This is a genomic window from Nostoc foliaceum FACHB-393 (assembly GCF_014698505.1).
GTDB classification, from domain to species: Bacteria; Cyanobacteriota; Cyanobacteriia; order Cyanobacteriales; family Nostocaceae; genus Nostoc; species Nostoc foliaceum_A.
On sequence record NZ_JACJTD010000027.1, the window covers coordinates 1 to 15,169 of the forward strand.

The 15,169-nt window shown below is 42.5% G+C and carries 15 protein-coding genes; 9 read left to right on the forward strand and 6 right to left on the reverse strand.

The features are described 5' to 3' along the window. Window positions 1–119: 119 nt before the first annotated feature. Window positions 120–1,340: a filamentous hemagglutinin N-terminal domain-containing protein gene (locus H6G92_RS21260; protein ID WP_190895589.1), complete on the reverse strand. Its 1,221-nt coding sequence runs from the start codon at window positions 1,338–1,340 to the stop codon at window positions 120–122. A 557-nt stretch (window positions 1,341–1,897) separates the two neighbouring features. After that, window positions 1,898–2,185: a hypothetical protein gene (locus H6G92_RS21265; RefSeq protein ID WP_190895590.1), complete on the reverse strand. Its 288-nt coding sequence runs from the start codon at window positions 2,183–2,185 to the stop codon at window positions 1,898–1,900. A 268-nt stretch (window positions 2,186–2,453) separates the two neighbouring features. Between H6G92_RS21265 and H6G92_RS40410 the strand changes: the two genes are divergently transcribed. Next, window positions 2,454–2,576 carry a hypothetical protein gene (locus H6G92_RS40410; RefSeq protein WP_277926768.1) on the forward strand — a complete coding sequence of 41 codons (123 nt, stop codon included), beginning with the start codon at window positions 2,454–2,456 and terminating at the stop codon, window positions 2,574–2,576. Here H6G92_RS40410 and H6G92_RS21270 read toward each other — a convergent pair. The 3 genes from H6G92_RS21270 to H6G92_RS21280 form a co-directional block, all read right to left on the reverse strand. Then, a complete protein-coding gene (locus H6G92_RS21270; RefSeq protein ID WP_190895591.1) occupies window positions 2,569–5,016 on the reverse strand; it encodes a filamentous hemagglutinin N-terminal domain-containing protein in 2,448 nt (815 codons plus the stop codon). The genes H6G92_RS40410 and H6G92_RS21270 overlap by 8 nt on opposite strands. 455 nt (window positions 5,017–5,471) lie before the next feature. After that, the gene (locus tag H6G92_RS21275; RefSeq protein WP_190895592.1) at window positions 5,472–5,780 is read right to left on the reverse strand and encodes a hypothetical protein; all 309 of its coding nucleotides are present in this window, start codon (window positions 5,778–5,780) and stop codon (window positions 5,472–5,474) included. Between the two features lie 173 nt (window positions 5,781–5,953). Beyond that, window positions 5,954–6,781 (reverse strand): carbohydrate ABC transporter permease, encoded by an 828-nt coding sequence (locus H6G92_RS21280; RefSeq protein WP_190895593.1) that lies wholly within the window; start codon window positions 6,779–6,781, stop codon window positions 5,954–5,956. A gap of 180 nt (window positions 6,782–6,961) precedes the next feature. Between H6G92_RS21280 and H6G92_RS21285 the strand changes: the two genes are divergently transcribed. The 5 genes from H6G92_RS21285 (at window position 6,962) to folE (ending at window position 11,871) form a co-directional block, all read left to right on the forward strand. Further along, on the forward strand, window positions 6,962–7,660 hold the full coding sequence (locus H6G92_RS21285; RefSeq protein WP_190895594.1) for an aldehyde oxygenase (deformylating): 699 nt from the start codon (window positions 6,962–6,964) through the stop codon (window positions 7,658–7,660). A 151-nt stretch (window positions 7,661–7,811) separates the two neighbouring features. Next, window positions 7,812–8,831: a long-chain acyl-[acyl-carrier-protein] reductase gene (locus H6G92_RS21290; RefSeq protein WP_190895595.1), complete on the forward strand. Its 1,020-nt coding sequence runs from the start codon at window positions 7,812–7,814 to the stop codon at window positions 8,829–8,831. 164 nt (window positions 8,832–8,995) lie between these two features. Beyond that, the gene (locus tag H6G92_RS21295) at window positions 8,996–9,976 is read left to right on the forward strand and encodes an acetyl-CoA carboxylase carboxyltransferase subunit alpha (RefSeq protein WP_190895596.1); all 981 of its coding nucleotides are present in this window, start codon (window positions 8,996–8,998) and stop codon (window positions 9,974–9,976) included. A gap of 354 nt (window positions 9,977–10,330) precedes the next feature. Continuing rightward, complete coding sequence (locus H6G92_RS21300) at window positions 10,331–11,056, forward strand: SDR family oxidoreductase (protein ID WP_190895674.1); 726 nt, start codon at window positions 10,331–10,333, stop codon at window positions 11,054–11,056. A gap of 107 nt (window positions 11,057–11,163) precedes the next feature. After that, complete coding sequence (folE, locus tag H6G92_RS21305) at window positions 11,164–11,871, forward strand: GTP cyclohydrolase I FolE (RefSeq protein WP_190895597.1); 708 nt, start codon at window positions 11,164–11,166, stop codon at window positions 11,869–11,871. A gap of 74 nt (window positions 11,872–11,945) precedes the next feature. Here folE and H6G92_RS21310 read toward each other — a convergent pair whose 3' ends face one another. Further along, the gene (locus tag H6G92_RS21310) at window positions 11,946–12,590 is read right to left on the reverse strand and encodes a phosphoribosylanthranilate isomerase (RefSeq protein ID WP_190895598.1); all 645 of its coding nucleotides are present in this window, start codon (window positions 12,588–12,590) and stop codon (window positions 11,946–11,948) included. 111 nt (window positions 12,591–12,701) lie between these two features. Here H6G92_RS21310 and psaK (H6G92_RS21315) point away from each other — a divergent pair, with 111 nt between their 5' ends. The 3 genes from psaK (H6G92_RS21315) (at window position 12,702) to H6G92_RS21325 (ending at window position 15,035) form a co-directional block, all read left to right on the forward strand. Continuing rightward, window positions 12,702–12,956, forward strand: a complete 255-nt coding sequence (psaK, locus tag H6G92_RS21315; RefSeq protein WP_190895599.1) for a photosystem I reaction center subunit PsaK — start codon at window positions 12,702–12,704, stop codon at window positions 12,954–12,956. Between the two features lie 267 nt (window positions 12,957–13,223). After that, the gene (gene psaK, locus H6G92_RS21320; RefSeq protein WP_190895600.1) at window positions 13,224–13,502 is read left to right on the forward strand and encodes a photosystem I reaction center subunit PsaK; all 279 of its coding nucleotides are present in this window, start codon (window positions 13,224–13,226) and stop codon (window positions 13,500–13,502) included. A gap of 288 nt (window positions 13,503–13,790) precedes the next feature. Next, window positions 13,791–15,035 carry a site-2 protease family protein gene (locus H6G92_RS21325; protein ID WP_190895601.1) on the forward strand — a complete coding sequence of 415 codons (1,245 nt, stop codon included), beginning with the start codon at window positions 13,791–13,793 and terminating at the stop codon, window positions 15,033–15,035. The last annotated feature ends 134 nt before the right edge of the window (window positions 15,036–15,169 follow it).

Below are 15,169 nucleotides of genomic sequence, written 5' to 3' on the forward strand. Positions count from 1 at the left end.
TCTCCTTAAGAGCCTGCTGTAGCTGAGTAATTTGTTCCGAAGTTAAAAAGTTTTTGGCTGGTGGTGGCATAGTTAATTTCAATCTATTCTGCATTTATATTATGCAGCTTAAATGCCGATTAGCTTATCAATGCAATTGATGCTGTTTGTACCTGTCCTCCATCCTCGATACGCAACTTTCCAGTGGTGATTGTTATGTCACCGGCCTTTCCAGCAACAGCAGTTGAACTAGACAATGTACTACGTAGCTGGAAATTCTCGAATAAGCGAAAGCTACCAATCACCTTCACAGATTCAGAGGCGGTCACCGTTAAATTTCCCCCTTTCCCCTCAGATGTAGTAGCAGTACTTACTTGTGCACCATCCTTAACAATTAAGTTCTTGCTGGTAATAGTTAATTCTCCTCCATCCCCTCTACCCGTAGCACGAGTTGTCACTAATACATTTCCACCAATAATTTCTACGTTGTTACCCCGCATCTGGATATTGCCTGGACTACCATCTTTGTTACTAGCATCTACCCGAGATGGAATTTCAGAACCGTTAACAGTTCGCCGGATTAGTTGAATGTTCTTGAAATTTTGGATACCTTCATATCCCAAATGCCAACCTTGGTTTGTTGGTTTCAGCTGGACTAAACTATTACTACCAACACTTCCTAACTCAATTTGCCCCGACACTACTGTTAAATTTCCGCCCTCCAGTATTATGTCACCACCTACAAGTGCCAATGTGTTGCCTGGTTTAATTTGTAGACCAACAGGGTTCGTTAGGCCATCTGGATTTGCTTGAGATTGATTGCGGATCTCACCTACAACTGCTCCGAATTGTAAACCAGTGGGAGCACTAACTGTAAGCAGGGGTGTGGTTTGAGGCTCTGTGGCACTAAACTTTGTACCATCGGCAAAGCTTAAACTACTCGCCGTACTCGCTACAAATGAACCACCAATGCTTAAAGAAGCATTGGGACCAAAAATAATTCCGTTGGGATTAATCAAAAATAGGTTGGCTGTGCCATTAGCTTTAAGGATGCCATCAATATTAGAAATAGATTTACCTGTTACCCGGCTAATAATGTTCTGAACACTGCCAACATTTTTAAATTCAGCAATGCTATCTTTAATTACGGAAAATTCCTTAAAACTGTGGAATAGATTGCGTCCACCTTGGGATAGAGTTCCACCTTCAATAATTGTGATATTGCCCTGTAGTGTAACTTGAGAATTACTAGGTAGAGTAGCATCCTGAGTAATTTGTGCAATAGCAGAGTCTGTAGATAAAAGTATTGCACCACCTATTATAACTCCTAGACTTTGGAACCACGCCCAAATATTACTCATGCCAGATATCGCACCCTTTAAAAGTATTACTAGTTTCTGAATATGTTGAAGCTGTATCTATATTAAGCAGTACTTACACAATTTACGTCTTATCAAGTAGAATACATTGAATTTTGGAATCTACGTTTTGCTCTCAATAATTTTAAATGATAGATAGCTATTAAATTGATAAAACTTTCTACATTTAAGAATCCAGAGCTGCCAATAAGACAGTGGATAAACACAACAATAAATTGTGTTTATAATAAAAACCTCTATTAAAAGCAATTTGGTAGGAGTATAATCAGGAACATTTGCTGTAATGCCAACCTAATTGTTGCTAAGTAAACGTCACCATAAATCAGGTACGAAATTAACTTTTGGAATGAACAGTGTGTAATGTGATCGCAATTTTGATTTCCGACCCCTTCTTGCGGTGACGTGTACTAAATTTCTTTATTGAGAATAAGGTAAGCTTTCATGAAACTGCTAGCAATATAATTCAGTTTTGAGCGTAAGCTATTATCCTAATTCTCAATGAAATGATCAAGAAAATAGCAATTAAGTTGACAATACTATTAAGGCGAATCCTTACATATCGTTAGGCCTGTTTTCGGATCAATCCCACAAATTAACCCTTTTAATTTCTTTGGTTGATTTACTCCTAGAGAATTCTGAATCTCTTGCTGCTCAACAGGAACATTCAATTGAATTGCATCTGGGTCTATAGCACTCTGCAAGCCCAGAGAATTGTCTGCTGAAATACCGTCATTTTCGATCACAACACCCTCATCAGAGTTCTTCAGGTCTTCACTCAATTCGTTTTGAATATCATTTGTTAGTTGTTGGGTATTTTGAGAAGTCATAGTTTTCTCTCTCCTTGCAGATTGGTAAATATGTGAACTTATTTTGTAATGTACTAAATTAACCTGACTTCAATTAGTACAGTTTGGCAACAAATGAATCAAAGATACAGAGTCTAGAGTGGCACGAAAGCATTAGGTTTCTAACGCTCTTGCTAACTCCCATAATTATTACTTCAACTTGCCTAGTAATAATTACGCATTGTGTAACAAAACTTCATATATTTCTGCCGGATTTCCTTAAAGCATTCATTAATCTAGCTACTGACTTTTGATCACTTGCAAAGAAGCGATGTCTACGACGGGCTATGCTAACGCACCACACCTGAGTTTAGTAGAAGGAGCGATCGCATGTATGAAGGTTATTCTGAATAACCGATCGCACTTTAATTAGCAGCGCAAGATGTAGCGACGAGTGAGGAGTTATGGGGCGAGGCAGTGGGAACTTGAGCAACTAGAACCACGTTCCCATTAGCATCTATAATCCATCCTTGGGCTTCCACAATTTGAGTAGGTTCATTGACATAATTAACGTTCTGTGGTTTCTCTTCAGTGTTTCTCTGCTTGTGAACAACCACTCTGTTCTGGATACCCTCAGCACGATTCTGACTCTCTGGAGAGAGTGTGATCCAATCTGCTAGCACTGCATCAGCCATCAATGGCTCTGTCGGATCAGGTGCTAGTCCTCCACGCCCAGTTGCAATAAATGAACTTCTGGCTATTTTTCCACCAGAATTACAACCAGCAGCAATTTGCTGGGAAGTATCAACCAGATTTACGGGTAGTTCCACTAATCCTTTACTGGGGTCAGCATCTGGTGAGTTGATTTGTACCGTGCCATTTAATGAAGGGTTTTGTTGAGAAAATGCCGTGATGTCATTTGTTCGCAGGTTAGTCGGGTTTATTTCTTTTGGGTCAAGTTTCCCTACGTCTGCACGAGTGCGGGGCACAAATCCAAAAATGTTCTTACTGGTGATTGTGATTTTACCACCAGAGTCAGAGAAGGCATTGGCAGTGATATCGTTATTTCCGAAGGGGGCAGCGATTAGGAAGCCATTAGGTGCATTGATGATAATATTACCGCCATCTCCACCAAGCCTTGCTGTACCTGCATTAGTGGTTATTTGACTTTCGCGGCGCATCAATAATAAGTTTTGCACCTGTAGCCTAATATCCCCACCTCGACCTGACTCACTATTAGATGTGAATTTTCCTTTATTGTCCAGAAATATGGAGCGAGCGGTTATATTTAAATCGCCTGCTTTCCCTAAGTTATTTGGATCTCCGATATAGATTACATTTTTTCGAGCTTGGCTGCTCACACTGATTGCAGCCCCATCCTTAATAATCAATTGCCCTGTAGTTAGGGTCAAGTTTCCGCCATCTCCAGGCCCTTCAGTTCCAGAAAACAAGCCACTGAGCCTAGAACCATTTGGTGAGGTTCCAATTAGTTCTACCGACTCAGTAGCGTTCACCGTCAAGTTTCCTGCTTTTCCTGTATTTGTTGGTGTAAATTGATTAAGAATATACCTATATGTGCCCTCAGAACTTGTTGATATTCTTGCCCCTCCTAGGATACGCAACTTTCCAGTATTAATTGTGATGCTACCAGCGTTTTTATCGCCATAAGTTGCACTAAATAATCCACTGGATATTAAATCACTACCATCTCGGAAGAGAGGAATTAAGGTTCCACTGATTAGTTCCACGGAATCTGAGGCGTTTATGGTCAATTGGCCATAGAATTGTGCTCCACCTCTGACCACCAACTTCTTAGTAGTGACATTGATATTTCCAAAGTTTCCGGTGGAGAAACTTTGAGCTAACAGTTGTGCATCTTGTTCAACTACTAAAGACTCAGAGGCGTTCACTGTCAAATTCCCTCCTGATTGCCCTCCAAAGGGATCAACTACGGTTAGCAAACCGCCACCTACCCGCACAAGCCTGCCTTGCACGTGGATATTACCGCCAGCCTCTCCATGAGTATCTACAGTAGATCGAATTCTATTTAACTTGATTAGTTCGACATTCTGGAAATTTTGAACACCTTCATATCCCAATGCCCAACCTTGATTCGTTGGGCTTAAACTGACCAGACTATTACCAGCGACGCTTCCTAACTCAACTCTTCCTTCCTTTGCAGTTATATTTCCCCCCTCTAGCGTTATATCACCGCCTATAAGTGCCAATGTTTTGCCTTGCTGCACCTGTAGACCAACGCCTTGTCTAAAGATATTAACCGCACCATCTGGTTTGGCTTGGGATTGATTTCGGATGGGAGCCGCAGTTGCTCCAAATTGTAAGCCAATGGGAACGCTTAGTGTCAGTAGAGGTGTAGTTTGAGGAGATGTAGCACTAAACTTTGTACCATCAGCAAAGTTTAAACTATCGGCCGTACTAGCTACAAATGAACCGCCGATATTTAAAGAAGCATTAGGCCCAAAAACAATGCCGTTAGGATTAATTAGAAACAGGTTGGCTGTGCCGTTAGCTTTCAGAATGCCATCTATATTAGAAATCGAATTGCCACTCACCCGACTGATGATGTTTTGAATATCTATTGCATTATTAAAATGCGCTGTCCTTCCCGCAGAGACAGAAAACTGTTCAAAGCTGTGGAACAAGTTTGTACCACGAACTGCCCCACCATCAATCTGGTCTATAGGCTGACCATCGATTAGCTTTGGTGTAATAATTGAACTTTCAGATCCAAGTGTGCCATCTTTTTGTATTTGGGCTAAGGCAAAACTTTCAAAGAAAGTGAGCACTCCAGCAATTGCTAAAGTACTCACGATGCCTATCTCCAAGCACCAACTGCTTCGGTTTCGATACATTAAAAACTTGCACCCAAAAAATAAAAGTATATTGAAATACTGTTCCTTGCTAATTAGGTAAGTAAGTGGGTGAGAATAATTAAAGGTCTGTAGTAATGGCTTCAGCCCTATTTTTTTAAAGGCTGGAGCCGTTGAATACGAACCAATTTAATTAATTTTACATTGGGTAACATATAGGAATCATATTTGATTTCTGAAAAAATCTAAGTATTTGTAGGGTGTGTTAGGCGTAAGCCGTAACGCACCAAAGCCTTAAGAATGGTGCGTTACGCTGTCGCTAACGTACCCTACGTATCTTTTCAAAAATCAAATACTAGTCCTATAGTTTGATTTATTCTTGCCCACTGACTTATAGTGATACTGAAAACTATCTCAGTAGCCTAACTAGTAAATGCAAAGTTCAGCATTTTTATACTCACTAGAATAAACTCTTTGCAGTACGAAAACTAATTTATTTAGCAGTTACAGCCGAAAGGGTCGCCAGTTGAGGGGCAAGGGATACACCATGATTTTTGCACTAGCACAATTCCCTGTTCTGAGCCTCCTGAAATTGCTGGCAATAATTCATTAGGTTGCTGTTTATTAACTGCATCACCAAATTTTATTTTATTTGGGTCAAGATTGCACTGCCACTGAACGATCAAAGCTCTATCTTCTAATACTCCATACTTCTCAAGCACACTATATAAGTCAGCATTATTAACACTTTCAAACAGTTTCTGTTGAATCTCGTCTTGTAACTGCTGTAATGTTTCAGAGTCCATAACTGTTTCCATTTATTACAGGATGTATATAGTCTTGCTTCAGCTTTGCTAGTAAGAATTATGCTTAGTGTGATAAAACTTAATATTTTATTGCTGGATTTACTTTAAGCATTGATGAACTATAAGAGCGTACAACTTTGCCTACATTTCTATTCGCCGCCAGTTTCCCCCATTCAATTCTTAATTCCCGTCGCAGCAATACCCTGAATAAACTGACGTTGACCGATGAGAAATAATACCATCACTGGAACTGTCGCTATTGTTACTGCTGCCATCATCAAGGGCCAATTATTCGTAAATTGTTCCTGAAACTCAGCCAATGCCAATTGCACTGTCCTTAATTCGGGACGGGTTGTAAATACCAAAGGCTTAAACAAATCATTCCATTCGCCGATGAAGGTAAACAAAAACAGCGTCACCAAGGCCGGACGGGCTAAAGGTAACATCACCCGCCACAAGATTTGTAATCTGTTCGCCCCATCTATGGCTGCGGCTTCCTCTAACTCCACGGGAATTGTCTGGAAATACTGACGTAGCAAGAAAATGCCAAATCCGTTGACAGCAGTGGGTAAAATCAGCGCCCAGTATGTATTTATCAGGTGCCCCCACTTCAAAACCAAAAAGATGGGAATCACCAATAACTGAAAGGGAATCACCAAAGTTGCTAAAACGATCAATAGCAGTGCTTGGCGTCCCCGAAACTTCAGCCGTGCTAGGGCATAACCAGCCAAAGCAGAAGTGACAATCTGAAACGCCGTCACAGCGATCGCTACCAAGGTAGAATTAGCAAACGCCAGCAAAAATTTTCCCTGTTGCCATGCAACGCGGTAATTAGCTAAAGACCAGTTATTTTTGGACAAATTTTCTGGGCTGGCGGCCGTCGGTGCAAAGGAGGTGAGAAAGACCACAAACAAAGGTAGTAGAACGATAAATGCCCCTAGCAGTAACACTACTAGGCTCAAAAAATCGCCAGATTTCAGATTCGGGTTTGGTTTAAACATAACTTCAACTGCAAAGCATTTGTTTCGCTAGGACTAGAGCATCTTCCCCAGCAACAGTTAATCTATAAACATAGTTACTTGTTAAGTTAAATTAAACCACAGTGATTGTTACCCTCAGTTCATAGGGTAAATTGAATCCTGGTGTCAAATAATTCAGGTTTACAGGAGTAAACATAAACCATGCAGCAGCTTGCAGACCAATTTAAAGAATTAGATTTCAAGAGCGAAACATACAAAGATGCTTATAGCCGGATTAATGCGATCGTGATTGAAGGGGAACAAGAAGCCCATGAAAATTACATCACACTCGCCCAACTGCTGCCAGAATCTCATGATGAATTGATTCGCCTATCTAAGATGGAAAGTCGCCATAAGAAAGGATTTGAAGCTTGTGGACGCAATTTGCAAGTAACCCCAGATTTGCAATTTGCTAAGGAGTTTTTCTCTGGGCTACACCAAAATTTTCAAACAGCGGCCGCAGATGGGAAGGTCGTTACTTGCTTGTTGATTCAGTCTTTAATTATTGAATGTTTTGCGATCGCAGCATATAACATTTACATCCCTGTTGCCGATGATTTTGCCCGCAAAATCACTGAGGGAGTAGTAAAAGAAGAATACAGCCATCTAAACTTTGGAGAAGTTTGGTTGAAAGAACACTTTACAGAATCCAAAGCTGAATTAGAGCAAGCAAATCGCCAAAACCTACCTATTGTGTGGAGAATGCTGAACCAAGTAGAGGGTGATGCCCACACAATGGCAATGGAAAAGGATGCTTTAGTAGAAGACTTTATGATTCAGTACGGTGAAGCATTAAGTAATATTGGTTTCACGACTCGCGATATTATGCGCTTGTCGGCCTACGGACTCATCGCCGCTTAAAAAATAGTTAGGAGAAAAGCCGGAGACGCTTCGCCTCCGGTGAGGAATTATGAGTCGTAATGCCAACTCATAACTCCCAACTCCCAACTCTCAACTCCTAAAGCTATTAAATTCCACGCTCTCAAGACAGCATAAGCCTAATAATCACTACATGTTTGGTCTAATTGGACATCTGACTAGTTTAGAACACGCTCAAGCGGTAGCTCAAGAATTGGGATACCCAGAATATGCCGATCAAGGGCTAGACTTTTGGTGCAGCGCCCCGCCGCAAATTGTTGATAGCATTATTGTCACCAGTGTAACTGGGCAACAAATTGAAGGACGGTATGTAGAATCTTGCTTTTTGCCAGAAATGCTAGCTAGTCGCCGCATCAAAGCCGCAACGCGCAAAATCCTTAACGCCATGGCCCATGCACAGAAGCATGGCATTAACATCACAGCTTTAGGCGGATTTTCCTCAATTATTTTTGAAAACTTTAAGTTAGAGCAGTTTAGCCAAGTCCGCAACATTAAACTAGAGTTTGAACGCTTCACCACAGGAAACACACATACTGCCTACATTATTTGTAAGCAGGTGGAAGAAGCGTCAAAACAACTGGGAATTGATCTATCAAAAGCGACTGTTGCTATATGTGGAGCAACTGGGGATATTGGTAGTGCAGTTACACGCTGGCTAGATGCGAAAACAGATGTCCAAGAACTTTTGTTGATCGCCCGCGATCAAGAACGTCTCAAAGAGTTGCAAGGCGAACTGGGACGAGGAAAAATCATGGGTTTGACAGAAGCACTGCCCCTCGCTGATGTTGTAGTTTGGGTTGCTAGTATGCCCAGAGGCGTGGAAATTGACCCCACCACATTGAAACAACCCTGTTTGTTGATTGATGGTGGTTATCCTAAAAACTTAGCGACAAAAATTCAGTACCCTGGTGTACACGTGTTAAATGGTGGAATTGTAGAGCATTCCCTGGATATTGACTGGAAAATTATGAAAATAGTCAATATGGACGTGCCAGCCCGCCAATTGTTTGCTTGTTTTGCCGAATCAATGCTGCTGGAATTTGAGAAGTTATACACGAACTTTTCGTGGGGACGGAATCAGATTACCGTAGACAAAATGGAGCAGATTGGTCGGGTATCAGTAAAACATGGATTTAGACCACTGCTGGTTTAACTGTAAGGGTTAGGAGTTAAAAGTTAGGAGTTAAAAGTTATAACAGTTAAAAGCTAAGAACTTTCATCAGTACACTCCTTCTAATATCTAACTCATCACTCCTAACTCCTAACTCCTCACCCCTCACTCTGAAAAACCTATAACTCGTACCTATAACCCCTACGATGGCAACTACCGAGCGTAAACCGCTATTGTTAGATTTTGAAAAACCCCTAGCAGAACTCGCAACCCGAATTGATCAAATTCGGCAACTTGCAGAAGAGAATGGCGTCGATGTTTCTGGTCAAATTCGTCAACTAGAAGCACGCGCTATGCAACTGCGTGAGGAAATTTTCAGTAGTCTATCCCCGTCTCAGCGACTGCAAGTCGCTCGTCATCCGCGTCGCCCCAGTACTCTCGATTACATTCAGGCTATTAGTGATGAATGGATGGAATTGCATGGCGATCGCTGTGGTGGTGACGATCCGGCTTTAGTTGGTGGTGTCGGTCGTCTGAGTGGGCAACCCGTGGTGATGTTGGGTCATCAAAAAGGCCGTGATACCAAAGACAATATTGCCCGTAACTTTGGAATGCCCTACCCTGGCGGTTACCGCAAAGCGATGCGGTTGATGGAACACGCCAACAAGTTTAGTATGCCGATACTAACTTTTATCGATACGCCAGGAGCTTGGTCTGGCGTAGAAGCAGAACATCAAGGTCAAGGAGAAGCGATCGCCTACAACTTGCGCGAAATGTTCTGCTTAGATGTGCCAATTATCTGCACAGTCATTGGTGAAGGTGGTTCCGGTGGGGCACTTGGTATTGGCGTAGGCGATCGCCTACTCATGTTTGAACACTCAGTTTATACAGTCGCTACCCCCGAAGCCTGCGCCGCCATTTTGTGGAAAGATGCTGGCAAAGCTCCCCAAGCCGCTGTTGCTCTGAAAATTATTTCCCACGATTTGAAAAAGTTGGGAATTATCGACCAAATACTACCTGAACCCACTGGTGGTGCTCATTCCGATCCTTTAAAAGCTGCTACCACTCTCAAGCAAGTCCTGCTAGAAAATTTGGACGAACTCAATCGTTTAACAGCTCCAGAACGCCGTCAACTGCGCTATGAAAAATTCCGCAAAATTGGTGTTTTTACAGAAGTTGCCCACTAACAGCACTACATAATGATTGATTAGCCGAGCAGCAATGCTATAATTGCCTATGTGCTTAAAGATTTTTAACAATCTAGCCATAGGCATTTGCATGTTTGAGAAATCTACTCAATTTGATTGAGTGGGTTTTGTGTTATTAGGTAATCTAATTTGAGTGTACGGCGTGGTTTTCCAGGCGATGATTTGTTGTCTTCACTGGTAAAACCTACAATATGCCAACTATTGCACTGCATTATAGCAGTTGCTTAATGGAAATCATCAGATTTTTAGATTCCTTTAATATATCCAAACCGAGAAATGTAAATAATTGGGTGGTAATAGGCTTTGGGAACTGCCAAAAAATTGGGAGACACCATGAGTGTTGAGCAAAAACGACGCGCCCTGATTACTGGGGCAAGTAGTGGAATTGGGAAAGCAACGGCTTTAGCCTTTGCGAAAGCGGGAATAGATGTCGCCTTAGTCAGCCGTTCTTTGGATAAGTTGGAGGCGGTAAGAGAAGCAGTCGAGCATACTGGGGTGGAAGCGAAAGCTTACGCTGTAGATTTAGCGCGGATATCTGAAGTAAAAGAAAAGATCCAAGCGATCACTCTTGACTTTGGTGATATAGACATTCTGGTAAACAATGCGGGCCTTGCCTATACAGCTACTTTGAGTGAAACTCCTCTAGAGGACTGGCAGCAGGTAATTGACTTAAATCTCACCAGTGTGTTTCAGTGCATTGTGGGGATTTTACCCTCAATGCGCGATCAGGGTACAGGCACAATTATCAACGTCGCCTCAATTGCCGCCAAGCAGCCCTTTCCCGGTTGGGGAGCATACAGCGTTAGCAAAGCTGGTTTGATTGCCCTCTCTCAAACCCTGGCACAAGAAGAACGCACCCACGGCATTCGTGTTACAGCTATTTGTCCTGGCGCAGTCAATACCGAACTTTGGGACACAGAAACAGTCCATGCCGACTTAGACCGTTCCAAAATGTTAACGCCAGAAATTGTGGCTCAGTCAATTCTCCACACAGTTCTGTTACCACAACAGGCAGTTATTGATGAATTGACACTGATGCCCAGCGCTGGTGCACTCTAATTGCGAAGTTAGAAGTTAGGAGTTAGGAGTTAGAATTTTTAACTCATAACTCATAACTCATAACTCATAACTCATAACTAAATTAAAACCATAACCAAGACTGAATCATGACTATCGCTAGTTCCAACGGTTCCAATTTCTCTCAATCACCTCTGATTCCTGATTTGGCAGAAGCCATAACTCCTAGACCCGATCGCAATACTCATAACGGGCGACAAGCGGATGTGTTCCCGCCAAAAGAGGAACAGCTGGAGGACATGAAGGATGCCGTGCGGACACTAATATTGGGCGTTGGCGAAGACCCCGAACGCGAAGGACTCCTCAAAACACCCAAGCGAGTGGCCGAGGCAATGCGGTTTCTTACCAGTGGCTACAACCAATCCCTTGAAGAACTTGTTAACGATGCCATCTTTGATGAAGGGCATAGCGAGATGGTACTAGTTAGAGATATTAATTTCTTTAGCCTGTGCGAACACCATATGCTGCCATTTATGGGTAGAGCACACGTTGCTTATATCCCCAACCAAAAAGTTGTGGGACTGAGTAAACTCGCCCGCATTGTTGAGATGTATTCCCGTCGCTTGCAAGTGCAGGAGAGGTTAACCCGCCAAATTGCCGAAGCAATCCAGACCATTCTAGAACCTCAAGGTGTCGCCGTTGTCATGGAAGCTAGCCATATGTGTATGGTGATGCGGGGGGTTCAAAAACCAGGCTCTTGGACTGTCACTAGCGCAATGGTTGGTGCGTTCCAAGAGGAGCACAAAACCCGCGAAGAATTTTTTAACTTGATTCGCCACCAACCAGCGTTCTTTTAAGTGCTGAGTTAGGAGACGCGATTAATCGCGTCTGTACAGTTAGGAGTTAGGAGTTAATTCACAACTTATCACTCCTAACTTCTAGATAAATCAATGTTTTTTAGGCTCTGAAATAGAAGTGCTACTTTATCTAAATCCTTATCTCCAGGTGCGCGTTCCACACCACTAGATAAATCAACACCGCTGGGATTAACCTGACTCAGGGCTTCAACAATATTATCTGCTGTTAGTCCCCCAGCTAGAAACCAAGGGCAATTGGGGCTAAATTGCTCTAGCATTGTCCAATCTAAGGTTTTGCCTGTACCACCAAGTTGTTCGGGATGGTAGGCATCAAGTAGTAAAGTATCTACGTACTTTGTGTAATTAGCTGCTGTGTCAAGATGATCAAGACTCCGAATTCTCAGTGCTCTAATAATTTCGACATTGGGTAAAGCTTGACGTAACTGGTAGCAAAAATCTGGTAATTCATCTCCGTGTAACTGGACACCAGTCAACCCAGAATCAACAACTATCTTACTGATTTCAGGGACACTAGCATTGGCAAAAACACCAATTGTGTCAATATTAGCCGGAAGTTCTGCCACTGCTGCCCGAATTTGGGATGTAGTCACATAGCGAGGTGAGGTTGGTACACAAATAAATCCTAGTGCCGTTGCGCCTAGAGAGGCGATCGCTGTAGACTGCTGTGGTTGGGTAATGCCGCAAATTTTAACGCGCATGAAAATTTAACAAATTTAAAATAATCATCAAAAAAGTCTCAACTATCCGAAAAACTTTTGTGCCTTGGTAATTTTATAATTTTGTAGGTCTACATTTTAGGAGACAAAAGCTTGATTTCATCTATTTTACTAGCAGCAGCTGCAACTGTTCCCGCAACACCTGCGTGGAATCCTACAGTAGGCATCATCATCAGCATCAGCAGCTTAGTAATGGTTTTACTAAGTACTAGGATCGAAAAACCCCTAGTTGGCCCCAAGTTCCCCATCCTGCCGATTAGTATTCCAACATTCGTTGCAGCGATGGCTTTTGGTCATATTGTTGGTGTTGGCATCGTTTTAGGATTGACTAACATCGGTCGTCTGTAGTTTTGCAATGATCGCGGCGTTGCTTGGAACGCCGCGATCAATACAAAACTCCTAAAAACGATTTTGGTTCTTTCTCCAGCAAGACAACTCATAAGAATTAGCCATTCAGCCTCTGTGTAGTCACTCTAACTGAGGAGGGAGGTATTAACCTTCCCGTTGAGAGACGATCCAACTACTTCATCAGCGGAGGATTTATATGGCTTTAGAGACGGGATTAATTCCTTCTGGAAGGCTTATCTAAGTTAATTCATGTAGGAGAAAGAACCAATGATGTCATCAATATTATTAGCAGCCCAAGCCACTGTACCCAACAGTGGAACCACATGGAACTTAACTGAAGCGGCTATTATTACTGGCGCTTGTATATTATGTCTTTTGATTATTCCTCGCACAATTCGCTATCCTCACGTTGGGCCTAAGATGCCTTTGCCTTTTCCGTCGCTGTTCAATAATCCCAGTGCCGCTACATTCCTCGCTGCAATGAGCGCCGGTCACCTGATTGGCACTGGTACCGTCTTAGGATTAACTAATCTCGGCATTATCTAAATTTTATTTTTTCCATCTGACACACTCAAGAGGCGGGGTAGGGGAGTAAGAAAGAAGCAAAGATCAAAGGAGAATTTTCCCCTCAGCAAGAGCAGCACCCCGCCCCTTTGCCTCTTTTCAATGACCCACTCCAGAGTTTTGCTCACAGGCATTAATTGTCTATTCTAGAAATAAGAGCATTTCGTAACTCGACACTATCGAATTGATGCTCAGAAATATATGTATAAGTATATACGCAAATATTGCGGTATAGGAACTACTGGCAATATCTAGTTTTAGGACAATGTAATGCAAACAAATTGGAAAATTGGGTCTTTATTTGGAATTCCCCTGTTTTTAGACCCGTTATGGTTTGTGATTTTAGGGTTGGCAACTCTCAACTTTGGGGTAGCTTATCAGGAATGGGGGCCTGTTATAGCTTGGAGTGCTGGAATAGTTATGGCACTGTTGCTGTTTGGTTCGGTGTTGCTACATGAGTTGGGTCATAGCTTGGTAGCCCGATCGCAAGGCATTAAAGTTAATTCGATTACCCTATTTATGTTTGGCGGGATTGCTGCTATTGAAGAAGAGTCTAAAACTCCTTTCAAAGCCTTTCAAGTAGCGATCGCCGGACCTTTGGTGAGTATCGGACTCTTTTTCCTGCTTCGGTTGGGAGCTACCGTGATACCTGATACCAGTCCTCTCGGTGTTATGGTTGGAGATTTGGCCAGAATTAACTTGGTGGTAGCTCTATTTAACATGATTCCCGGCTTACCTCTAGATGGAGGGCAAGTGTTAAAATCAGCACTATGGCAAATAACAGGTAATCGTTTTCAAGCCGTACACTGGGCTGCAAAAGCTGGGCAAATATTGGGTTACAGTGCGATCGCCTTAGGATTTGTTGTAGATTTTGTGACAAAGGAATTAGTACTTGGTTTGTGGATTGCCCTGTTAGGTTGGTTTGCTGTCCGTAACGCCAACAGCTACGACAACGTAACAACATTGCAAGAAAGCTTGCTCAAGGTGGCGGCGGCCGATGCGATGACCCGTGATTTTCGAGTCATTGATGCTGACCAAACATTGCGATCCTTTGCCGATTTATACCTCTTAGAAAACTCTCCCTCACAAGTTTATTTTGCTGCTTCTGATGGACGTTACCGGGGTCTAGTTTCCATTGACGATTTTCGTTTAACCCAAAGGAGTGAATGGGAAACCCAAACCTTACACAGCATTGTGCATCCGCTGACAGAAATACCCACTGTTACGGAAGCAACATCGATAGCTGAGGTAATTAACAAACTGGAAAATGAGCAGTTACCTCGAATTACCGTGCTTTCTCCTGCTGGTGCTGTAGCTGGTGTAATTGATCGGGGAGATATTGTACGGGCGTTGGCACAAAAGTTAAATTTGCGGATCACAGATGCTGAAATTAAACGGATCAAAGAAGAGGCTAGCTATCCGCCTGGGTTGCAACTGGGAGTAATAGCGAAGTCAATTACAGAAATCAAAGCAGAAAGCCCATCGGCTTTTAGCCTTGGGAGCGTCAAAAACTAAACGTCATACCCTCGTCATAGTTTGGCAATAGATTCGTCAAAAGCTTGTGTGATATTGAATTTGGTATTTGGTTACAAAATGCTTTTTTTGGGTAAAAGGTAGGATTTCCTACCTTTTTTATTTTTTAAAGTAAG